The sequence below is a fragment of the Klebsiella sp. 141251 genome (assembly GCF_050600725.1).
Classification (GTDB): Bacteria; Pseudomonadota; Gammaproteobacteria; order Enterobacterales; family Enterobacteriaceae; genus Klebsiella; species Klebsiella aerogenes.
This window is the reverse complement of sequence record NZ_JAQIRG010000005.1, coordinates 124682-146656: the sequence shown is the minus strand read 5'-3', so window position 1 is coordinate 146656 and position 21975 is coordinate 124682. Positions and strand designations below refer to the sequence as shown.

The window sequence follows — 21975 nt, the reverse complement described above, 5'->3', positions numbered from 1 at the left end:
ACGACACGCTAGCGCGTAAATCAGGCGTTAGCCTCTTTTACTTCGCGAATACGATCCTGGTACTCGCGCAGTTTCTGCGGCGTCATCATCCGGCGCTGATCGTCAAGCACCACGCCGCCAACTTCATCGGCGATGTACTGCGCCGACTGCAGCATCAGTTTAAAGTTTTGCAGCTCGTCGCCAAACGACGGCACCTGCATAAAGATAGTCACGCCCGGCGTGGTCATATCCACCATCGCATCCGGATTAAAGGTGCCAGGTTTAACCATGTTCGCCAGGCTGAACAATACCTGTCCGCTACCGTCCGGGCTTAAATGACGGTGGAAAATATTCATATCGCCAAACTTAAAGCCGGCCTGCTGGATGCTGTTGATCAGCAGTTCACCGTTAAGCTGCGAACCATGATGCGCGGCGACGTTCATCACGATGACCGTCTCTTTGCGCTCTTTCGGCTGCGGCGCGGCGGCTGGCTGCTGAGGTTCAGCGGCTGGCGCTTCAGGCGCCTGTTGCGGCTGCGGCGCGGCTGGCTGTTGAACCGGCACAGGTTGTTGGACTGGCGCCGGCTGTTGCGCTACAGGCTGCTGCGGCGCAGGCTGCACCGGCTGCTGGTATTGCGGCGGTACCGGCTGAGGCTGGGTCGGCTGCGGCTGATGGACCGGCTGCGCAGGGGCAACGTGCTGCGGCGGCTGAACGTGCGGCTGCGGAGCAACAGGCTGCTGCGGGCGCGGCGCGTGCGGCGGCGCCTGATGCACGGGCTCGTCCTGACGCACAGGCTGCTGCACCTGACGCTCGTACGGAGGCTGATACTGGTGTTGCGGCGCCTGACGAGGTGCTTCTTGCTCCCCATATGCGCCGTTCGGGGCGTGATTAACCCGGTGAACGCGAACTTCACCTACGCCTTCAACATCGTCATCAAAGTCATCGCCTTCCGATGTTTCATCGTCGCGAGACTTCATACGTTTCAGTGGGCGATCGCGGAACATCGAGGAACGCTCTTTACGGCTGGTCCAGAAACCATGTACCAGTAAAGCGATTATGGCGATCGCGCCAACAATGATTAATATCAGACGCAAATCCTGCATCATTATATTCTCTGTTGTTCTAACACCTTGCCACCACGGCAAACATTTACTCACTAAGAGTATTTGCCGATTACATCAAGTGCAAGTGCGTCTGCCCCTTTCACCCCATAAAGATGAACTAAATCGTGCTTTTTGCTGTTTTTTCGAACATTTCCTAACTGGTTATTGTCTGGCAACCCGATAAAATAAGCGGGCATTCACACTGAATGTTAAAAAAGGAGCATCGCCTGACTATGGTTTCATCATCCGCAACTACCCCACGTAGCGGCGTCTACTATTTTTCACAAGGCTGGAAACTCATCAGGCTGCCAGGGATCCGACGTTTCGTGTTCCTGCCTTTATTAGTTAACGTCATTCTGATGGGCGGCGCGTTCTGGTGGCTGTTTACCCGCCTCGATAGCTGGATCCCTTCATTAATGAGCCATGTGCCTGAATGGCTTCAGTGGTTAAACTACCTGCTATGGCCGATGGCGGTTATCTCTATTTTGTTGGTATTTGGTTACTTCTTTTCGACCATCGCCAACTGGATTGCCGCGCCGTTTAGCGGTCTGCTGGCGGAACAGCTCGAAGCGCGACTGACCGGCGCCACGCCGCCGGATGTTGGCGTATTCGGCATCATGAAAGATGTCCCGCGCATTATGAAACGCGAATGGCAAAAGTTTGCCTGGTACCTGCCGCGCGCCATCGTTCTGTTGCTGCTGTACTTTATCCCCGGCATTGGCCAAACCGTCGCGCCGGTACTGTGGTTCCTGTTTAGCGCCTGGATGCTGGCCATTCAGTACTGCGACTATCCGTTCGATAACCATAAAGTGCCGTTTAAAACCATGCGCGAGGCGCTGCGCTCGCGGAAGGTCATTAACATGCAGTTTGGCGCGCTGACCAGCCTGTTCACCATGATCCCGGTTCTCAACCTGGTCATTCTGCCAGTCGCTATCTGCGGCGCGACGGCGATGTGGGTGGATTGCTACCGCGATAAGCACGCCATGTGGAAATAGCGAGCTGAGCTGTCTCTTTCAGGGCGGTTCACGCCGCCCCTTATTTCCGTCTTATTCCTTCTTGCTCATCATTATTTCCCTTCAGCATATAGATATGCTAAATCCTTACTTCCGGATATTGTTTAAGCGGGTATGCTGAAGCCGTACCCCCAAATTTCATACAGTTAAGGACGGGCCATGAGTAAGATTTTTGAAGACAACTCCCTGACTATCGGTCATACGCCGCTGGTACGACTGAACCGCATCGGTAATGGCCGAATCCTGGCCAAGGTAGAATCTCGTAACCCGAGCTTTAGCGTTAAATGCCGTATCGGCGCCAATATGATTTGGGATGCTGAAAAGCGCGGCGTACTGAAACCGGGTGTGGAACTGGTTGAACCAACCAGCGGCAACACCGGTATCGCCCTCGCCTACGTCGCCGCCGCTCGCGGCTACAAACTGACGCTGACCATGCCGGAAACCATGAGCGTGGAACGCCGCAAGCTGCTGAAAGCGCTGGGCGCTAACCTGGTGCTGACCGAAGGCGCGAAAGGCATGAAAGGCGCCATCCAGAAGGCGGAAGAGATTGTCGCCAGCGACCCGGAAAAATATCTGCTGCTGCAGCAGTTCAGTAACCCGGCGAACCCGGAAATTCACGAAAAGACCACCGGCCCGGAAATCTGGGAAGACACCGACGGCCAGGTTGACGTCTTTATCTCCGGCGTAGGTACCGGCGGTACCCTGACCGGTGTCTCTCGTTATATTAAAGGCACGAAAGGCAAAAAAGATCTGATCACCGTCGCCGTTGAGCCAACCGACTCGCCGGTTATCACTCAGGCGCTGGCTGGCGAAGAGCTGAAACCTGGCCCGCACAAAATTCAGGGCATCGGCGCCGGCTTTATCCCGGGCAACCTCGACCTGAAACTGGTCGATAAAGTGGTCGCCATCACCAACGAAGAAGCCATCTCCACTGCTCGTCGCCTGATGGAAGAAGAAGGTATTCTGGCCGGTATCTCTTCCGGCGCGGCTGTCGCCGCGGCGTTAAAGCTGCAGGAAGATGAGGCCTTTACCAATAAGAATATTGTGGTTATCCTACCGTCTTCCGGTGAGCGTTATTTAAGCACGGCGCTGTTCGCAGATCTCTTCACCGAGAAAGAATTGCAACAGTAGTGCCAGTTTGTAAAAACCGTGTAAAAAAGCACCTTTTCGGGTGCTTTTTTGTGGCATACGTCAAAGTTTTACCCCTCCTGGCATTGATTCACCTCGTAGGGTCTGGTATTTAACCAGCACATTTATTTTGAAGCGCGAAATTATTCAGATTTGGATTTCCGCAGGCTGAATCGATTTTATGATTTGGTTCAAGTCTTCCTTTCGCGGCATAATGTTTAATGAAGTGCTAGACGTCAACGGACTTAAGGTCCTCTCAACGGTTCCGCTGCTGACGCCTTAGCCACACACGTAACGCCGGCGCTAACAATACAGGCTAAAGTTTGGTCGTTAGGCTAGACTTTAGGTCCACAACACTAAACCTATAAGTTGGGGAAATATAATGTTCCAGCAAGAAGTTACCATTACCGCTCCGAACGGTCTGCACACCCGCCCTGCTGCTCAGTTTGTTAAAGAAGCGAAAGGCTTCACTTCTGAGATCACTGTAACCTCCAACGGCAAAAGCGCCAGCGCAAAAAGCCTGTTCAAACTGCAAACTCTGGGCCTGACTCAGGGTACCGTTGTGACCATCTCCGCTGAAGGCGAAGATGAGCAAAAAGCAGTTGAGCATCTGGTTAAACTGATGGCTGAACTCGAGTAAGTTCACGGGTTCTTTTTAATATCAGTCACAAGTAAGGTAGGGTTATGATTTCAGGCATTTTAGCATCCCCGGGTATCGCTTTCGGCAAGGCTCTCCTGCTGAAAGAAGACGAAATTGTCATCGACCGGAAGAAAATTTCTGCCGATAAGGTTGATCAGGAAGTTGAACGTTTCCTGAACGGCCGCACCAAGGCCTCCGCCCAGCTGGAGGTCATCAAAACCAAAGCTGGTGAAACTTTCGGTGAAGAAAAAGAAGCCATCTTCGAAGGGCATATTATGCTGCTGGAAGATGAGGAGCTTGAGCAGGAAATCATAGCCCTGATTAAAGATAAGCACATGACTGCCGATGCGGCAGCCAATGAAGTTATCGAAGGTCAGGCAACTGCACTGGAAGAGCTGGATGACGAATACCTGAAAGAGCGTGCCGCTGACGTACGCGACATCGGTAAACGTCTGCTGCGCAACATTCTGGGCCTGGCAATCATCGATCTGAGCGCTATCGCGGATGAAGTTATCCTCGTTGCCGCCGATCTCACCCCGTCGGAAACCGCACAGCTGAACCTGAACAAGGTGCTGGGTTTCATCACCGACGCGGGTGGCCGTACTTCCCACACCTCTATCATGGCGCGCTCCCTTGAGCTGCCGGCAATCGTCGGTACCGGAAGCGTCACCTCCCAGGTGAAAAACGGCGACTATCTGATTCTCGATGCGGTTAACAACCAGGTTCTGGTTAACCCAAGCAACGAAAAAATCGAAGAGCTGCGTGCGCTGCAGGCGCAGGTTGCTGAAGAAAAAGCAGAACTGGCGAAACTGAAAGATCTGCCGGCCATCACTCTCGACGGTCATCAGGTTGAAGTTTGCGCCAACATCGGTACCGTTCGCGACGTCGATGGCGCTGAGCGCAACGGCGCGGAAGGCGTTGGCCTGTACCGTACTGAATTCCTGTTCATGGACCGCGATTCTCTGCCGACTGAAGAAGAACAGTTTGCAGCTTATAAAGCGGTGGCTGAAGCGTGCGGCTCACAGGCCGTTATCGTTCGCACCATGGACATCGGCGGCGATAAAGAGCTGCCGTACATGAACTTCCCGAAAGAAGAGAACCCGTTCCTCGGCTGGCGCGCCGTGCGTATCGCGATGGATCGTAAAGAGATCCTCCGCGACCAGGTTCGCGCTATCCTGCGTGCCTCCGCTTTCGGTAAGCTGCGCATCATGTTCCCGATGATCATCTCTGTTGAAGAAGTGCGCGCACTGAAGAAAGAGATTGAGATCTACAAACAGGAACTGCGTGACGAAGGTAAAGCTTTTGACGAATCGATTGAGATCGGCGTGATGGTGGAAACCCCGGCAGCCGCGACCATTGCTCGTCATTTAGCCAAAGAAGTTGATTTCTTTAGTATCGGAACCAATGATTTAACGCAATATACTCTGGCAGTTGACCGTGGTAATGATATGATCTCGCATCTTTACCAGCCGATGTCACCGTCTGTGCTGACTCTGATCAAGCAAGTTATTGATGCTTCTCATGCAGAAGGCAAATGGACGGGTATGTGTGGTGAGCTTGCAGGCGATGAACGTGCTACACTTCTGTTGCTGGGTATGGGGCTGGACGAATTCTCTATGAGCGCCATTTCCATCCCGCGCATCAAGAAGATTATTCGTAACACGAACTTCGAAGATGCAAAAGTATTAGCAGAGCAGGCTCTTGCTCAACCGACGACGGACGAGTTAATGACGCTGGTTAACAAGTTCATTGAAGAAAAAACAATCTGCTAATCCACGAGATGCGCGGCCCAAATTACTGCTTAGGAGAAGATCATGGGTTTGTTCGATAAACTGAAATCTCTGGTTTCTGATGACAAAAAAGACACCGGAACTATTGAGATTGTTGCTCCGCTCTCTGGCGAGATCGTCAACATCGAAGACGTGCCGGATGTGGTTTTTGCGGAGAAAATTGTGGGTGATGGCATTGCCATCAAACCTACTGGCAACAAAATGGTTGCGCCGGTAGAGGGTACCATCGGTAAAATTTTTGAAACCAACCATGCTTTCTCTATTGAATCCGATAGCGGCATTGAGCTGTTTGTTCACTTCGGTATCGATACCGTTGAACTGAAAGGCGAAGGCTTCAAGCGCATCGCTGAAGAAGGTCAGCGCGTGAAAGTCGGCGACCCGGTTATCGAATTCGATCTGCCGCTGCTGGAAGAAAAAGCCAAGTCTACCCTGACTCCGGTTGTTATCTCCAACATGGACGAGATCAAAGAGCTGATCAAACTGTCCGGTAGCGTCACCGTTGGTGAAACTCCGGTTATCCGCATCAAGAAGTAATTCTTGCTTGCCGAGAAAATGGCGCCTTCAGGCGCCATTTTTTTATGCCGGCCGGTAGCACTTTTCACTCGCCAGGATTTTCATCCCCTGCGGGCTACTTTCCAGAATCCGCCGTTCGCTATCCGCGACCCATAGCTCGCACTGGCAGCCGCTCTCGTTTTCAAACATCGTTCTCGCCCTACAGGCATCTTCCAGAGCGTTCATCCCCATCGTCTCAAAATGGCCAACGGTTCTCCCCTCTCTGCGTACCACTAACCGATAGCTATGCATCGTTATTGCGCTCCCGACGGCGGTAAAATGAGTTCATCGCAGCCCTGACTCTCGGTCCAGGTCATTACCGCCAGTACGCGCTGAGCGGCGGCGCGCGTAGCGTCGCCCAACGGCATGTCGCACACCAGGTTGCTGATGAGCTCGGCGCAGAACAGGTCGCCGGTACCTTTGAGGTCGGTTTCGACGCGAGGATGGACGACCACTTCGACTGCATCGTCGGTGACCACCAGCACGTTAATAGTCGAAGCATCCAGCCCAGGCGCGCTGGTAATCACCACCCACTTTAGGGTATCGGAAAGCAGACTACGCGCGGCGATCACCGCTTCCTGCTGGTTGTGGCACGGCATGCCGCTGAGGGTTTCGAGCTCGAAAAGATTTGGCGTGATCCCCCGCGCCAGCGGCAACAGGTGGCGGCGATAAGCCTCGGGGATCTCCGCTTTTACGTAGATGCCGCTATCTACATCGCCAATCACCGGGTCAACCAGAATACAGAGGTCGGGATGGTGCACACGGATCCGCTGCAGCCACTGCGCCAGCAGCGCAATTTGCCCGGCGCTGCCCATATACCCGGTGGTTACCGCCCGCAGCTCGCGAAGCGCATCACGCTCCTCCAGCGCCCGCAGATAGCCGCTAAACCACTCTTCCGGGATCACCCCACCGTAGAAAGTATCGTAATGTGGGGTATTGCTGAATAACACCGTGGGCACCGCCATCACCCGCAATTCATGCTGCTTGATTGCCGGTACCGCGATACTGTTACCGACGCTGCCATAGACCACCTGCGATTGCACCGCCACGATATCAACCTCCAGCGCCCGGCTGTGGTCGTTAAAGAGCACGGACTGTATTTCGTCTTGCTGACTCATCCTTTCTCCCCCCGCTGGACAGCGGGTCATACTCTGATTATCATTCGTCCTATGCTAAAATTCATTTTGTCATAGGTCAATAATGTTCACCGGAAAAACCGCAAACGAGATTTTCGATAACATCCGTCATCTGGTGCAGAGCGGCGCGTTGCAACCCGGAGAGGCGCTGCCGCCGGTGCGCGAGCTGGCAGGCGAACTGGCAGTCAACCGCAATACGGTGGCGGCGGCCTACAAGCGGCTGGTGACCTCAGGGCTCGCCGTCAGCCAGGGGCGCAACGGCACGGCCATTAAGGCGCTTAATACGCTTAATGCGGTCGAGGGCGGCGATCCGACGACATCGCTGATTGATATTTCCGGCGGCAATCCGGATCCGCGACGTCTACCGGATATTGGCCGTTTTCTTCCCAAGCTGTCGCGGACCCCGCACTTATATGGCGATGCCGCCGTTGAGCCGCGTCTGGCTAACTGGGCGCGGGAGTGGGTCAGTCGCGATATTGGCCACGAATTTGACATCAACTTGACCAGCGGCGCAATTGACGCCCTTGAACGCCTGCTCTGCGCACTGCTGCTACCCGGCGACAGCGTCGCGGTAGAAGACCCCTGCTTTCTGAGCAGCATCAATATGCTGCGTTACGCCGGTTTCCAGCCCAGCACTGTCGCCGTCGACGGTGAAGGCATGAACCCAGAGCGGCTTGAAGAAGCGCTGCGCAACGGCGCCCGTGCGGTAATACTGACTCCACGCGCCCACAACCCGACCGGCTGCAGTTTGACGCCCGAGCGCGCACAAGCGATTCGCACCGTGCTCGCCCGCTATCCGCAGACGCTGGCGATCGTTGACGATCACTTCGCCCTGCTCTCAGCGACACGCTGGCACAATCCTCTACCTGAAGGCATTCAGCGTTGGGCGCTGGTGCGCTCAATGTCCAAAACCCTGGGCCCGGATTTGCGCCTGGCGATAGTCGCCAGCGATCCGACCACCTCAGCGGCGCTGCGCCTGCGCCTGAACGCCGGTAGCCAGTGGGTCAGCCATTTACTACAAGAGCTGGCGTTCTCCTGCCTGAATGATAACGCTTTTACCGCTTCTCTGACTGCGAGCCAGCGCCATTATCAGCAGCAAAATCAGCGGCTCGCCGCCGCGTTGGCCCGCCAGGGCGTTGGCGATTTTCCGCCTGGCGATGGTCTTAATTTCTGGCTGCCGCTATCAACCGTCAGCCAGTCGCTGGCGCTGCGTCTGGCGCGTGCCGGTTGGCTGGTGCGTGAAGGTGAAGCCTTTGGCGTGAAAACACCGTCGCATGGCCTGCGCCTGTCGCTGGGCGCTTTAACCGAGGCGCAAATTGAACAACTTGCACACGATTTATCGCTGGTCTTACCTTGTTAAACACGGGAGTTGTTATGCGGATCCACTTTATCGTCCATGAAGTTTTTGAAGCGCCTGGCGCCTATCTGCGCTGGGTTAACGCGCGCGGCTATCAGGCCAGCTGGTCGCGAGTTTATGTCGGGGATCCGCTGCCGGCGAATGCCGAAGGTTTTGATATGTTGGTGGTACTTGGCGGCCCGCAATCACCACGCACTACGCTTGCCGAGTGCCCATGGTTTGATGCCCATGCCGAGAAAAACCTGATTGCCCAGGCGATTGCCGCCGGGCGTATCGTGGTCGGGATTTGCCTCGGGTCGCAGCTTATCGGCGAAGCGCTGGGGGCGCCGGTGATGCAAAGCCCGGAAAAAGAGATTGGCCACTATCCTATCATCCTGACCACCGCCGGACTGCAGGATGACAACATCGCCCATTTCGGTCCATCGGTGGTAGTCGGCCACTGGCACAACGATATGCCGGGCCTGACGCCTGCGGCGGAAGTCCTGGCCTCCAGCGAAGGGTGCCCGCGGCAAATCGTCAAATATAGCGATCGGGTCTACGGTTTTCAGTGCCATATGGAGTTTGACACGGAGGTCATCGAGTTATTAATTACGCACTCGCAACCTGAACTTACCGCCGCAAAAGGCAGGCGCTTTATTCGCAGCGAAGATGAAATGAGGCAATGGGATTATCGCGAGATGAATCAAAAGCTATGGGCGTTTCTGGATAAGCTGGTAGCGAAATACGCACTTTAGGTTAACCGCCCCCCATGCCAGGCATGGGAGGCCGTGATAGCGCGTTTAGATACCCGCCCCCTGGCTGAAGTGTTCTTCGCCGAACACGCCGGTTGAGAGATAGCGATCGCCGCGATCGCAGATGATCGCCACCACCACCGCGCCCGGATTGGCGCGAGCAATACGCAGCGCCCCGGCAACCGCGCCGCCGGAACTGACGCCACAGAAGATCCCTTCCTGTACGGCCAACTGGCGCATCGTGTTTTCCGCATCCTGCTGGTGGATATCCAGCACCTCATCCACCAACGAGGCATTAAAAATGCCCGGCATATATTCCTGCGGCCAGCGGCGGATCCCCGGAATGCTGCTGCCCTCTTCCGGCTGCAACCCAATGATGCTCACCGGTTTCGCCTGTTCGCGCAGAAAACGCGATACGCCGGTAATGGTACCGGTGGTGCCCATGCTGGAAACAAAGTGGGTGATACGCCCGTCCGTCTGGCGCCAGATCTCCGGGCCGGTGGTGGTGTAATGGGCGTAAGGGTTATCCGGATTGTTAAACTGATCCAATAGTTTACCCTCGCCACGCTCGGCCATCGCGGCGGCCAGATCGCGAGCGCCTTCCATCCCCTGCTCTTTGGTGACCAGGATGAGTTCAGCGCCGTAGGCGCGCATTGCGGCACGGCGCTCCTGGCTCATGTTGTCCGGCATCAGCAGTTTCATCTGATAGCCTTTTAACGCCGCTATCATCGCCAGCGCGATACCGGTATTACCGCTGGTCGCCTCGATAAGCACGTCGCCTGGTTTAATTTCGCCGCGCTTTTCCGCTTCGACAATCATCGACAGCGCAGCGCGATCTTTTACCGAGCCCGCCGGGTTATTGCCCTCAAGCTTAAGCCAGATTTCGCTGCCGTTGTCCGGCCCCAGACGTTGTAATTTCACCAGCGGCGTGTTGCCGATTGTTTGTTCTAATGTGTTCACTTCAGCTGTCCAATAAAAAGCCCGGCCGCGTCATGCGCTCCGGGCTGTCGGCCGGGTCAGCGCAGCGCCGCCCGGCAAAAGCACGTGGATTTAAGCTATCAGGCCGTCTCTGCCAGAGCAAGTTCGCCGCGCGGTTCGATGCGTTCGGTTCCATTATACAGGCGCGCATTCTGCAAGCCGACAAACAGGCGTTCGCCGCGGGACGGGGCCTCATCGCCCGCCAGCACCACGCTCAGCGGTTCGTCATACCACCCCAGAGGCTGGACAACTAATTGGGTGTAGTGCCCCTTCGGACTGGCTTCCAGCACCTGCACCGGCAACGGCGAATCCAGGCTGGTACGGCGGCTGATATCTACTTCCCACGGTCGCAGGAACAGATCGACCGGCCCCTGATATGCCGGGGTATAGCCTAAAGGCCAGCGGTGGGCGCCGACGTGGAACTGGCCGCCGCGAATGGTGCCCTGCAGGCGGTTAACTTCGCCCATAAACTCGAGCACAAAACGGGTCGAAGGTTCCCGCCACACGCGTTCAGGCGCATCGGCCTGTTCGATATTGCCCTGGCTCATTACCACCACCCGATCGGCGACTTCCATCGCCTCTTCCTGATCGTGGGTAACAAACACGCTGGTGAATTTTAATTCTTCGTGCAGCTGGCGCAGCCAGCGGCGCAGTTCTTTACGCACCTGCGCATCCAGCGCGCCAAAGGGTTCATCCAGCAGCAGAATTTGCGGCTCGACCGCCAGCGCGCGCGCTAACGCTACGCGCTGCTTCTGGCCGCCGGAAAGCTGCGCCGGATAACGGTCGGCAAGATGGGCCAGTTGCACCATCTCCAGCAGTTTGGTCACTTTGGCTTTAATCGCCGCCGCATTGGGACGCTCACGACGCGGCAGCACGGTCAGGCCAAAGGCGATGTTATCGAACACCGTCATATGACGGAACAGCGCATAGTGCTGGAAAACAAAGCCCACTTTACGATCGCGGGCGTGCATCCGGCTCACGTCGGTGCCGTGAAAACGGATATGGCCGCTGGATTGATGCTCCAGCCCGGCGATAATCCGCAATAAAGTGGTTTTACCGGAGCCGGACGGCCCCAGCAGCGCAACCATTTGCCCGGAAGGGATATCCAGCGAGATATCATTCAGCACCTGGGTGCGACCAAACGATTTCTTAATATTGGCAATCTCAATGCTCATGATTTCCCTCCTGTTGCGCGCGTTTTTCCTGATTGGCCAGACGCCATTGCAACATACTCTTTAAAAACAGGGTCAAAATAGCCATTAACGTCAGCAGGGCCGCGGCGGTAAACGAACCGACGGTGTTGTAGTCCTGCTGCAGTAATTCAATTTGCAGCGGCAGCGATAGCGTTTCGCCGCGGATCGAGCCGGAAACGACCGACACCGCGCCGAATTCGCCAATCGCGCGGGCGTTGGTCAACACCACGCCGTACAGCAGCGCCCAGCGAATATTGGGTAGCGTCACCCGGCGGAACATCTGCCAACCGGAAGCGCCGAGCAGGATCGCCGCTTCATCTTCATTGCTCCCCTGACTCATCATGACCGGCACCAGCTCGCGGACCACAAACGGACAGGTGACGAAGATAGTCGCCAGCACCATGCCCGGCCAGGCGAACATGATCTGCAGGTTGTGCTCATCAAGCCAGCCGCCGAGTGGGCCGTTGGAGCCGTAAAACAGTAAATAAACCAGACCTGCCACCACCGGCGAGACGGCGAACGGGATATCCAGCATCGTCAGCAGCAGCTGGCGGCCAGGGAAGGTAAAGCGCGTCACCAGCCAGGCCAGCAGCGTACCGAACACCAGATTCACCGGCACGGTAATCAACGCAATCATCACCGTCAGCCAGATGGCGTGCAGCATGTCCGGGTTGGCCAGATTTTCCAGCACCGGCATTAACCCTTTACTGAAAGCCTGGACAAAAATATAAATCATCGGCACCACGAGGATGAAGGCGGATACCAGCATCCCGACGCCGATCAGAAACCATTTGCCCCAGTTGATCCGGGGCGCGTCATAGCGCTTCAATTGAGTAACTTCCGCCATTAGTGACCTACCACGCGTCGACCAAAGCGACTCTGCAGAGTGTTGATGGAGAACAGCAGCAGCAGCGACGCCGCGAGGATCACCGAGGCAATCGCGCTCGCCGCCGGGTAATCAAACTCCTGCAAACGAATGAAAATCATCAGCGAAGTCACTTCCGTTTTCCACGCGATGTTGCCGGCGATAAAAATCACCGCGCCGAACTCGCCAAGGCTGCGGGTAAACGACAGCGCAATCCCCGCCAGCAGAGCCGGCGACAGCTCCGGCAGCACCACTTTGCGGAAACTCTGTAAGCGCGTCGCGCCGAGGGTTTCCGCCGCCTCTTCATATTCCGGCCCTAACTCTTCCAGCACTGGCTGCACGGTACGCACCACAAACGGGATGCTGGTAAAGGCCATCGCCACCGCGATGCCAAGCCAGGTATAAGTCACTTTGATATCAAACTTCGCCAGCCATTCGCCGTACAAGCCATTAACCGAGAACAGCGAGGCCAGCGTCAGGCCGGCCACCGCCGTCGGCAGCGCGAACGGCAGGTCCATCAGGGCATCCAGCAGGGTACGGCCCGGGAAACGATAGCGGGTAAGGATCCACGCCATCAGCAGGCCAAACACACCGTTAAAAATTGACGCCACAAAAGCAGACAGCAGCGTGACTTTATAGGCAGCGACCACCTGCGGGTTGGTAATCACCTCCCAGTACTGCGCCCAGCTCATCTGCGCCAGCTGCATTACCAGCGCGCTGAGCGGCAACAGTAAAATCAGGCACACAAATAGCAGGCTGGTGCCAAGGCTCAGGGTAAAGCCCGGCAGCACGCGCTTGGACGACACAGCCAACATTACTGACGCCCCGCTGCCAGCAGTTTGTCCAGCTCGCCGCCGCTGACGAAGTGGGTTTTCATCACTTCAGGCCAGCTGCCAAACTGGTCTTCCACGCGGAACAGTTCGGTCTGCGGGAATTTATCTTTCAGCGACGCCATGACTTTCGGGTCATTCACGCGATAGTAGTAATCGGTGATGATGGTCTGCGCCTGCGGACTATAGAGATAGTTCAGGTAGGCTTTCGCCGCTTTTTCAGTACCGTTGGCCTTAACGTTTTTGTCTACCCACGCTACCGGGAACTCGGCAAGGATATTGACCTTCGGCACCACTACTTCGAAACCCTGCGCTTCATACTGTTTACGGATGTTGTTAACTTCCGATTCAAAAGTAATCAGCACATCGCCCAGCCCGCGCTCGACGAAGGTGGTGGTCGCGCCGCGACCGCCGGTATCGAAGACCTCGACGTTCTTCAGGAACTGGGTCATAAACTGTTCGGTTTTGGCTTTATCGCCGCCATCGGCTTTATCCGCCGCCCCCCAGGCCGCAAGATAGGTATAGCGCGCGTTGCCTGAAGTTTTAGGATTCGGGAAAATCAGCTTCACGTCAGAACGCACCAGATCGTTCCAGTCGTGAATATTTTTGGGATTGCCCTTACGCACCAGGAAAGCCATGGTCGAATAGAACGGCGAGCTGTTATTCGGCAGACGGCTCTGCCAGTCTGCCGGGATCAGGTTGCCTTTATCATGCAGAATCTGGACGTCCGTCACCTGGTTATAGGTCACGACGTCAGCCTTCAGGCCTTGCAGAATCGCCAACGCCTGCTTGGAGGAGCCCGCATGGGACTGCTTGATGGTCAGCTTATCGCCGCCGTTTTCTTTTGCCCACTGCTGCTCAAAAGGCGGATTAAGGGCGGCGAACAGCTCGCGGGAAACATCATAGGAACTGTTCAGCAGTTCAGTCGCCTGCGCCTGCGCCACCAGCAGCATGGAAGCCGCCAGCGCCAGATATCCTTTTTTCAGTGATTTAACGGCCATTGCGCACCCTTATCAAAAATGATCATTTACTGATGATCATCATATTTATAACGAGTACGAAAGGAGTAACGGTTTTATATACCGTTTGGCGATTTAGAAGTAGAAAAGAGAATAAGCAACTGGCAAAGCTTTGCTGAAAGCGGCTCGCAGATTCGACGTGTCATTGTGACAAACGGCAGCCAGGGGTGCACTGTGTTTATATGAAAAACACACAGATATTTGCACGTCAGCTCAGACGTAGCTTAACGCCAACAGAACGTCGACTATGGTACTTACTGCGCAACCGCCGTTTTGCTTGCTATAAGTTTCGCCGCCAACATCCCGTTGGTCCCTACATTCTCGATTTTGCCTGCTGCGCAACACGGCTGGCGATTGAACTGGACGGCGGTCAGCACGATGAGAGGCGCGTCTACGATGTTCGCCGCACCCGCTGGCTACAGAGCCAGGGATGGCGGGTTTTACGCTTCTGGAATAATGAGTTTGAAGAGTATGAAGATGCGGTGATGGAGAGAATACTTGAAGCGCTTGAGTCGCCGATGCCCTCACCCCGCCCCTCTCCCTGAGGGAGAGGAAGAAAGAAAGTTCGCACGCGGAATCCATAACCGCACCGTACGTCCCCTCTCCCTGAGGGAGAGGGAGAAAGAGAGTCCACCGTGCCGTCCCCTCTCCCCCTTGGGGAGAGGGTTAGGGTGAGGGGAAAAATTACAGCGCCTGAATACGCTCCAGCGACGGCGCGAAGTAATAACCGCCGGTCACCGGTTTAGTGAAGCGCAGCATGGCATCACGCTTACCGTCGGTATCGCCGAACATGCTCAGCAACTGCTGTTCAATGTTGTACAGGCGCGCGCAGTAGGCGCAGAAGTACAGGCCGTTAGTGCCGCTGGCGGTACCGTACGGCAGGCTCTGGCGAACGATTTTCAGCCCTTTGCCATCTTCTTTTAAGTCCACGCGGCTCAGGTGCGAAGTGACCGGGCGCTCGTCGCCGTCGATCTCTTCATTGGCTTCTTTGGTACGGCCAATCATCATCTCCTGATCCGGCACGCTCATGCGGTTCAGCTGCTTAAGATTGTGCTCCCAGCGTTGCACGAATACGTAGCTGCCGCCCGCGTCAACGCCGTCTTTAATCACCGCGACTTCACGGCGAGTTTCTTCGCCTGCCGGGTTTTCGGTGCCGTCAACGAAGCCGCTCAGATCGCGTTCTTCCACCCAGCGGAAACCGTGAATTTCTTCTTTCACTTCAATGGCGTCGCCGAACGCGGCCATCGCCGCCTGGGCGACGGAAAAGTTCACTTCATGGCGGGCGGATAAAATATGAATCAACACGTCATACTGCGTGGATGGCGCCAGCCCTTTACCATAGACCGGAAAATCTTTTAACTCTTCCGCGCCTTCACCGCCGCTCAGCTGACGCCAGACGGTATTGCCGAAAGCCACCACCGCGCCGAGTTTGGCGTCAGGGAATTTAGCCTGGAAGGTGGCCACTTTATCGACAAAAATTTTGCTCGCTTCGCGCAGGGCGTTAACATCCCCTTTGACATTGGCTTCAATCCAAATCGCCGCGCGGCAATGTTCCGGCAAAATGCCGCTCTGAACCTGAGACATCGCTCCTCCTGAAATGATGCAACCACAACGCTATGACGTTGCTAACGCGCCATTGTAACCGTTTTTATCCGCCCACGTGTCTCTTCAGATCAAATTAGCGACGCCAGATAATTTTGCTGACTTTCCAGTTCTTCAGGGTATCGTCGGACGGCATCAGCTCGTCCGGGCCGCTCCAGTGGCCGGTAAAGGCGTAGCTGATGTGCTGGCTACCTGCGGCTTTACATTCCACCACCGCGCCGTTATCGGGAGCGCCTTTCTCGCAGTTGCCGAACGCTTTGCTGTACAGCTCGCTAAACGGGGTACCGATTTTCACGCCGCTGGCGGCAGGAATTGCGCTATCGCGCACGTCAATGCGGCTCACCGTACCGCCATCGCCGTTGATGGTCAGCGCCAGCTTGTCATCCTTCAGCGCTTCAAAATAGTGAACGATTTTGCCATCCGTGGTTTTCATTCCGCTGCGCAGACGGTAGCTGCCGCCGAGGGCATCGCTAATCGCCTGCTCATTCAGCGGCGTCGATGCTGTCAGTTTACCCACGCCCTGCTCGGTGACCTCGTTGGAGGAACCAAACCAGTTCCACGGATAGGCAGCCGACCAGTTCACCGCGCTCATCGTTGAGCAGCCGGTTAGCGCCAGCGGAAGCGCGCAGAGCATTAGACGTAGCGATTTCATATCTCAATCCTTCTGATTAATTCAACGCATGTTGGAGTACGCGATCGGCAAAAAGTGCCATTAAAGCGCTTCGAGGCGAAAACAGGCGTGCAACCTGCGGCTGGTTATCAGCCACCATAGCGCATAAATATCGGCCGCCAGCAGGGCGATGGTCAGCGCGGAAGGCGCCTCGCCGGTAAACCACAGCCACGGCTGCCAGGCCAGCAACAGCGCCTGCGAGGCAATCAGCAGCCAGCGCATCAGCGGCCAGAGACGCGGGAAACGCTGACGCTGACCGCTAAGCAGAAATGCCGCGACCGCCGGTACGCCGGGCAGTAACCCCAGCCAGAAGTTATCGTGATCGGGATAGAACAGGCTCAGCAGCGCATCGCCCTGCTGGCGGGAGGCGCCGGCCATGACGAACAGTACCCAGGTGCGCGCCTGCAGCAACAGCACGCCCCAAAACAACAGCGGCAGCCGCAAACGGCCCTGGGCATCGTAATCGGCAGGAATAAATTCAGTATTCTTCATCTTCAATCAGGCGTTTACCCAGGGTGAGTACATCCGAGTGCTCGTAACCGAGACGCTCATACATCCCCTGCACCACTTCGTTATCGTCACGCACCATAATTGAAATTTTCGGGCAGCCGCGGGCGATCAGCTTCTTTTCCAGCCGATTGAGCAGCGCATTGGCTATTCCGCGGCCTCGGTATTCCGGATGTACGCCAAGATAGTAAGCGGAGCCGCGGTGACCGTCGTAACCGCCCATTACCGTCCCTACCACTTCACCGTTCACTTCAGCGACCAGAAACAAGCTCACGTCGTGGTTGAGCTTACGCTCGATATCCATTTCCGGATCGTTCCATGGGCGCAGAAGATCGCAGCGCTCCCAAAGGGTGATCACTTCTTCGAAATCCTGCTGGCGAAAAACGCGAATCTCCATGGTATTCCCCACCATTTACGGTTAAAAACAGTGATTATGGCGCGAATATGACTGATAGCCAATATCAGGCGAAATCATCGGCAAAAAATGGCATAATATATCTTTGTCATGTATTGAAATGAAAAGTAAAACAATTCTTATTTTGAGTGGTCGTAACGGGAAACGCGATACGATATAACATTGGACATCACTTGTTTACAATTCAGGCCGAATGAGCACTTTTAAACCATTAAAAATACTTGCTTCGCGCCGTCAGGTGCTGAAAGCAGGACTGGCTGCGATGACGCTAACCGGCGTCGCTTCCCAGGCCAATGCCAAAGAACAGCCGCTAAAAACTTCCAATGGACACAGCAAACCCGTCGCAAAGAAAGCAGGCAGCAAGCGCCTGGTGATGCTTGACCCCGGTCATGGCGGCATCGATACGGGGGCAATTGGCCACAACGGTTCGAAAGAAAAACACGTCGTGCTGGCCATTGCCAAAAATGTGCGCAGTATCTTACGCAGCAACGGCATCGATGCCCGCCTGACGCGTAACGGCGATACCTTTATTCCGCTATACGATCGCGTTGAAATCGCCCACCAGCACGGCGCCGATCTGTTTATGTCGATTCACGCCGACGGCTTTACCAACCCGAGTGCGGCCGGCGCCTCCGTCTTTGCGCTCTCCAACCGCGGCGCCAGTAGCGCCATGGCGAAATATCTCTCCGAGCGCGAAAACCGCGCCGATGAGGTCGCCGGTAAAAAAGCGACGGATAAGGACCATCTGCTGCAGCAGGTATTGTTCGATCTGGTGCAAACCGACACCATTAAGAACAGCCTGACGCTCGGCTCGCATATTCTGAAAAAGATTAAGCCGGTGCATAAGCTGCACAGCCGTAATACAGAACAGGCGGCCTTTGTGGTGCTGAAGTCACCTTCCATTCCCTCGGTGCTGGTCGAGACATCGTTCATTACCAACCCAAATGAAGAAAAGCTACTCGGCACAACCGCTTTCCGCCAGAAGATCGCCAACGCTATTGCTTCCGGTATTATTAGTTATTTCCACTGGTTCGATAACCAGAAAGCGCATTCGAAGAGACGTTAATGAAACCCGATGTACAGCAGGTCAAAGCCTTCCTTCTTCAGCTGCAGGATGCCATTTGCGGCAAACTCTCCGCCGTTGACGGCAAGGATTTTGTCGAAGATAGCTGGCAGCGCGAAGGCGGCGGCGGCGGACGCAGCCGGGTTTTACGCGACGGCGGCGTCTTTGAGCAGGCCGGGGTTAACTTCTCTCACGTCCACGGCGATGCGATGCCTGCATCGGCAACCGCCCACCGCCCGGAGCTCGCCGGGCGCAGCTTTGAAGCGATGGGCGTTTCGCTGGTGGTGCATCCGCGCAACCCCTATGTGCCGACCAGCCACGCCAACGTCCGCTTTTTCATTGCCGAGAAGCCCGGCGCCGACCCGGTGTGGTGGTTCGGCGGCGGGTTTGATTTAACGCCTTATTACGGATTTGAAGAAGACGCCATCCACTGGCATCGTACCGCCCGCGATTTGTGCCTGCCGTTCGGCGACGAGGTCTATCCGCGCTATAAAAAGTGGTGCGATGACTACTTCTACCTCAAGCACCGTAACGAACAGCGCGGCATTGGCGGCCTGTTCTTCGATGATTTAAATACCCCGGACTTTGACCACTGCTTCGCCTTTATGCAGGCGGTGGGCAACGGCTTTACTGACGCCTATCTGCCAATCGTTGAGCGCCGAAAAACCACGCCTTACGGCGAACGAGAGCGCGATTTCCAGCTTTATCGCCGCGGGCGCTATGTGGAATTTAATCTGGTATGGGATCGCGGCACGCTGTTCGGCCTGCAGACCGGCGGGCGTACGGAGTCTATTCTGATGTCGATGCCGCCGCTGGTGCGCTGGGAATACAACTTCCACCCGCAGGAAGGCAGCCCGGAAGCCGCGCTGAGCGAGTTCATCAAAGTGAAAGAGTGGATCTGAATTTAGCCACCTGAGACAAAAAAGCCCCGGAATACCGGGGCTTAATTTTTTGCGTTTACAGCGGCTGGGTCTGCGCTTCCACGACCGCCAGCGCCACCATGTTGACGATACGGCGCACGGAGGCGATAGGCGTTAGAATATGCACCGGCTTAGCGATACCCATTAGTACCGGCCCAACGGTTACCCCTTCCGAACTGGAGACGCGCAGCAGGTTGTAGCTGATACGCGCGGCTTCCATATTCGGCATCACCAGAATATTGGCCGCCCCTTTCAGCGGGCTATCCGGCATACGGTCATTACGGATGCTTTCGACCAGCGCGGCATCGCCGTGCATTTCACCGTCAATCATCAGATCCGGCGCGCTCGCCTTCACCAGCTCCAGCGTTTTACGCATTTTGCTGGCCGACGGGCAATCGGCGGAACCGAAGTTGGAGTGCGACAGCAGCGCCACGCGCGGTTCGATACCAAAGCGACGCACGCTTTCCGCCGCCATCAGGGTGATCTCCGCCAGCTCTTCCGGCGATGGATCGTGATTGACGTAGGTGTCGGCGATAAAGGTGTTACCGCTTGGCAGCAGCAGCGCGTTCATCGCCCCGGCGGTGCTGACGCCGTCGCGGAAGCCAAACAGCGGCTGTACCACACGATAGTGCTCATGATAATCGCCGATGGTTCCGCAGATCATCGCATCCGCCTCACCGCGATGAACCATGATCGCGCCAATGACCGAGGTGTTGCTAATTACTGCCCGTTGCGCCTGCTCCTGGGTAATGCCGCGGCGCTTCATCAGCTGATAGTACTCGCTCCAGTACTCTTTAAAGCGCGGATCGGATTCATTATTGACGATTTCAAAGTCCACGCCCGGTTTGATCTGCAGACCCAGTTTCTGGATGCGCATTTCAATCACGCTCGGACGACCGATGAGGATTGGCTTCGCCAGCCCCAGCGATACCAGCTCCTGCGTGGCGTGCAGCACGCGGGTCTCCTCACCTTCCGCCAGCACCACGCGCTTCGGCTCTTTGCGCGCCTGGGAGAAGATCGGCTTCATAAACAGGTTGGTTTTATAAACGAACTCGCTCAGCTTCTCGATGTAGGCATCGAAGTCGGCAATCGGCCGCGTCGCCACGCCGGATTCCATCGCCGCTTTGGCAACCGCTGGCGCGATCTTGACGATCAGGCGCGGATCGAACGGTTTCGGAATAATGTACTCCGGGCCAAAGCTGAGATCCTGGTCGCCATAGGCGGAAGCCACGACTTCACTCTGTTCGGCATGCGCCAGCTCGGCGATAGCGTGAACCGCCGCCAGCTTCATCTCTTCGTTAATCGCTGTCGCGCCAACATCCAGCGCGCCGCGGAAAATGAACGGGAAGCACAGCACGTTGTTGACCTGGTTTGGGTAGTCGGAACGGCCGGTACAAATAATCACGTCGTCGCGCACTTCCTTCGCCAACGGCGGCAGGATTTCCGGCTCCGGGTTCGCCAGCGCGAGGATCAGCGGCGAGCGCGCCATTTTCTTGACCATCTCCGGAGTCAGAACTTTCGGCCCGGAGCAGCCGAGGAAAATGTCCGCGCCATCGATGACATCGTCGAGGGTACGTTTCCCGTCGTCTTCCACCGCGTAGGCCGCTTTGGTTTCCGCCATATTGGCTTCGCGATCTTTATAGATAACGCCTTTCGAGTCGCAGACCACGATATTGTGTTTCTGCATTCCCAGCGCCACCAGCAGGTTCATACAGGCGATTGCCGCCGCTCCCGCGCCGGAGACCACCATCCGCACATCGGAGAGATTCTTCTCAACCACCCGCAGACCGTTGAGAATTGCCGCAGTGCTGATAATCGCCGTGCCGTGCTGATCGTCGTGGAACACCGGAATATTCATGCGTTCACGCAGTTTCTGCTCAATATAGAAACATTCCGGGGCTTTAATATCTTCGAGGTTGATGCCGCCAAACGTCGGCTCCAGGGCGGCGACGACATTAATGAATTTGTCAGGATCCAACTCATCGACTTCAATATCAAACACATCGATGCCGGCGAATTTCTTAAACAGAACGCCCTTTCCTTCCATTACCGGTTTTCCGGCCAGCGCGCCGATATTGCCTAAACCGAGGACGGCGGTACCGTTGGAGACCACCGCGACAAGGTTGCCGCGAGCGGTGTATTTGTAAGCGGCCAAAGGATCCTTCTCAATTTCCAGGCACGGCGCGGCAACGCCCGGCGAATATGCCAGCGCTAGATCGCGTTGGGTCGCCAGGGGTTTGGTCGGCGACACCTGAATTTTCCCGGGCACCGGGAACTCGTGGAAATCGAGGGCGCTTTGTTTCAACTGCTCATCCATTTTATGGTTCCTTTCACGTATCGAATCGTAGGGGGTGAAGCGTGATGGCGAGCCGTCGGCCCGCCTTAAGGCGATGCTTAGTATCGCGCCTGACGGCGGTTTAAACTTTGAAGGCCGCCATACTCTTGCCATCACAAAGGTCTGGTTGTTATCAATTTATAATATTT

The 21975-nt window shown here is 55.9% G+C and carries 23 protein-coding genes; 10 read left to right on the top strand and 13 right to left on the bottom strand.

All coding sequences use genetic code 11. The features are described from left to right. Nucleotides 1-20 precede the first annotated feature (20 nt). Nucleotides 21-1085 (bottom strand): cell division protein ZipA, encoded by a 1065-nt coding sequence (gene zipA / locus PGR09_RS13220; protein WP_430916224.1) that lies wholly within the window; start codon nt 1083-1085, stop codon nt 21-23. A gap of 230 nt (nt 1086-1315) precedes the next feature. Between zipA and cysZ the strand changes: the two genes are divergently transcribed. The 5 genes from cysZ to crr all read left to right on the top strand — a co-directional run bounded on the left by cysZ (nt 1316) and on the right by crr (nt 6187). After that, nucleotides 1316-2077, top strand: coding sequence for a sulfate transporter CysZ (gene cysZ / locus PGR09_RS13215; RefSeq protein WP_047043535.1), 762 nt, complete (start codon nt 1316-1318; stop codon nt 2075-2077). A gap of 177 nt (nt 2078-2254) precedes the next feature. Then, nucleotides 2255-3226: a cysteine synthase A gene (gene cysK / locus PGR09_RS13210; protein WP_045362238.1), complete on the top strand. Its 972-nt coding sequence runs from the start codon at nt 2255-2257 to the stop codon at nt 3224-3226. Nucleotides 3227-3605: 379 nt separating this feature from the next. Continuing rightward, nucleotides 3606-3863 carry a phosphocarrier protein Hpr gene (gene ptsH, locus PGR09_RS13205; RefSeq protein WP_000487600.1) on the top strand — a complete coding sequence of 86 codons (258 nt, stop codon included), beginning with the start codon at nt 3606-3608 and terminating at the stop codon, nt 3861-3863. A 44-nt stretch (nt 3864-3907) separates the two neighbouring features. Continuing rightward, entirely contained in the window at nt 3908-5635 is a 1728-nt protein-coding gene (gene ptsI, locus PGR09_RS13200; RefSeq protein ID WP_015365498.1) for a phosphoenolpyruvate-protein phosphotransferase PtsI, read from the top strand. A 42-nt stretch (nt 5636-5677) separates the two neighbouring features. After that, complete coding sequence (crr, locus tag PGR09_RS13195) at nt 5678-6187, top strand: PTS glucose transporter subunit IIA (RefSeq protein WP_015365497.1); 510 nt, start codon at nt 5678-5680, stop codon at nt 6185-6187. Nucleotides 6188-6229: 42 nt separating this feature from the next. On the opposite strand, the gene PGR09_RS13190 is transcribed toward crr, so the two are convergent. Then, complete coding sequence (locus PGR09_RS13190) at nt 6230-6457, bottom strand: hypothetical protein (protein ID WP_015703131.1); 228 nt, start codon at nt 6455-6457, stop codon at nt 6230-6232. A 2-nt stretch (nt 6458-6459) separates the two neighbouring features. Then, nucleotides 6460-7323 (bottom strand): pyridoxine/pyridoxal/pyridoxamine kinase, encoded by an 864-nt coding sequence (gene pdxK, locus PGR09_RS13185; protein ID WP_015703132.1) that lies wholly within the window; start codon nt 7321-7323, stop codon nt 6460-6462. 82 nt (nt 7324-7405) lie between these two features. Between pdxK and ptsJ the strand changes: the two genes are divergently transcribed. Beyond that, nucleotides 7406-8701, top strand: a complete 1296-nt coding sequence (gene ptsJ / locus PGR09_RS13180) for a transcriptional regulator PtsJ (protein ID WP_430916222.1) — start codon at nt 7406-7408, stop codon at nt 8699-8701. A gap of 14 nt (nt 8702-8715) precedes the next feature. Further along, nucleotides 8716-9432, top strand: a complete 717-nt coding sequence (locus tag PGR09_RS13175) for a type 1 glutamine amidotransferase (protein ID WP_047043520.1) — start codon at nt 8716-8718, stop codon at nt 9430-9432. A 45-nt stretch (nt 9433-9477) separates the two neighbouring features. Here the strand turns inward: PGR09_RS13175 and cysM are convergent, their stop codons facing one another. The 5 genes from cysM to PGR09_RS13150 form a co-directional block, all read right to left on the bottom strand. Next, nucleotides 9478-10389: a cysteine synthase CysM gene (cysM, locus tag PGR09_RS13170; RefSeq protein ID WP_015365492.1), complete on the bottom strand. Its 912-nt coding sequence runs from the start codon at nt 10387-10389 to the stop codon at nt 9478-9480. A gap of 98 nt (nt 10390-10487) precedes the next feature. Continuing rightward, the gene (cysA, locus tag PGR09_RS13165) at nt 10488-11582 is read right to left on the bottom strand and encodes a sulfate/thiosulfate ABC transporter ATP-binding protein CysA (protein WP_047043512.1); all 1095 of its coding nucleotides are present in this window, start codon (nt 11580-11582) and stop codon (nt 10488-10490) included. After that, the gene (cysW, locus tag PGR09_RS13160) at nt 11572-12447 is read right to left on the bottom strand and encodes a sulfate/thiosulfate ABC transporter permease CysW (protein WP_015365490.1); all 876 of its coding nucleotides are present in this window, start codon (nt 12445-12447) and stop codon (nt 11572-11574) included. Before cysW ends, cysA begins: the two co-directional genes overlap by 11 nt. Then, on the bottom strand, nt 12447-13280 hold the full coding sequence (gene cysT, locus PGR09_RS13155) for a sulfate/thiosulfate ABC transporter permease CysT (protein WP_015365489.1): 834 nt from the start codon (nt 13278-13280) through the stop codon (nt 12447-12449). The genes cysW and cysT overlap by 1 nt, the downstream gene beginning before the upstream one ends. Then, the gene (locus PGR09_RS13150; protein WP_015365488.1) at nt 13280-14296 is read right to left on the bottom strand and encodes a sulfate ABC transporter substrate-binding protein; all 1017 of its coding nucleotides are present in this window, start codon (nt 14294-14296) and stop codon (nt 13280-13282) included. Before PGR09_RS13150 ends, cysT begins: the two co-directional genes overlap by 1 nt. A 200-nt stretch (nt 14297-14496) precedes the next feature. Here PGR09_RS13150 and PGR09_RS13145 point away from each other — a divergent pair, with 200 nt between their 5' ends. Then, a complete protein-coding gene (locus PGR09_RS13145; protein WP_072059378.1) occupies nt 14497-14859 on the top strand; it encodes an endonuclease domain-containing protein in 363 nt (120 codons plus the stop codon). A gap of 139 nt (nt 14860-14998) precedes the next feature. Here the strand turns inward: PGR09_RS13145 and PGR09_RS13140 are convergent, their stop codons facing one another. The 4 genes from PGR09_RS13140 to PGR09_RS13125 all read right to left on the bottom strand — a co-directional run bounded on the left by PGR09_RS13140 (nt 14999) and on the right by PGR09_RS13125 (nt 17490). After that, the gene (locus PGR09_RS13140; RefSeq protein ID WP_032712132.1) at nt 14999-15898 is read right to left on the bottom strand and encodes a Dyp-type peroxidase; all 900 of its coding nucleotides are present in this window, start codon (nt 15896-15898) and stop codon (nt 14999-15001) included. 94 nt (nt 15899-15992) lie between these two features. Next, entirely contained in the window at nt 15993-16568 is a 576-nt protein-coding gene (locus PGR09_RS13135) for an RpoE-regulated lipoprotein (RefSeq protein ID WP_047043503.1), read from the bottom strand. A 60-nt stretch (nt 16569-16628) separates the two neighbouring features. After that, nucleotides 16629-17078: a DUF2919 domain-containing protein gene (locus tag PGR09_RS13130; RefSeq protein WP_047050999.1), complete on the bottom strand. Its 450-nt coding sequence runs from the start codon at nt 17076-17078 to the stop codon at nt 16629-16631. Next, the gene (locus PGR09_RS13125) at nt 17065-17490 is read right to left on the bottom strand and encodes a GNAT family acetyltransferase (protein ID WP_045392622.1); all 426 of its coding nucleotides are present in this window, start codon (nt 17488-17490) and stop codon (nt 17065-17067) included. Before PGR09_RS13125 ends, PGR09_RS13130 begins: the two co-directional genes overlap by 14 nt. Nucleotides 17491-17701: 211 nt before the next feature. On the opposite strand from PGR09_RS13125, the gene amiA reads away from it, so the two are divergent. Both amiA and hemF read left to right on the top strand, forming a co-directional pair. Then, nucleotides 17702-18574, top strand: a complete 873-nt coding sequence (gene amiA, locus PGR09_RS13120; RefSeq protein WP_430916221.1) for an N-acetylmuramoyl-L-alanine amidase AmiA — start codon at nt 17702-17704, stop codon at nt 18572-18574. Further along, entirely contained in the window at nt 18574-19473 is a 900-nt protein-coding gene (gene hemF, locus PGR09_RS13115; RefSeq protein ID WP_047050997.1) for an oxygen-dependent coproporphyrinogen oxidase, read from the top strand. Before amiA ends, hemF begins: the two co-directional genes overlap by 1 nt. A 55-nt stretch (nt 19474-19528) precedes the next feature. Here the strand turns inward: hemF and maeB are convergent, their stop codons facing one another. Next, a complete protein-coding gene (gene maeB / locus PGR09_RS13110) occupies nt 19529-21808 on the bottom strand; it encodes an NADP-dependent oxaloacetate-decarboxylating malate dehydrogenase (RefSeq protein WP_015365481.1) in 2280 nt (759 codons plus the stop codon). Between the last annotated feature and the right edge of the window lie 167 nt (nt 21809-21975).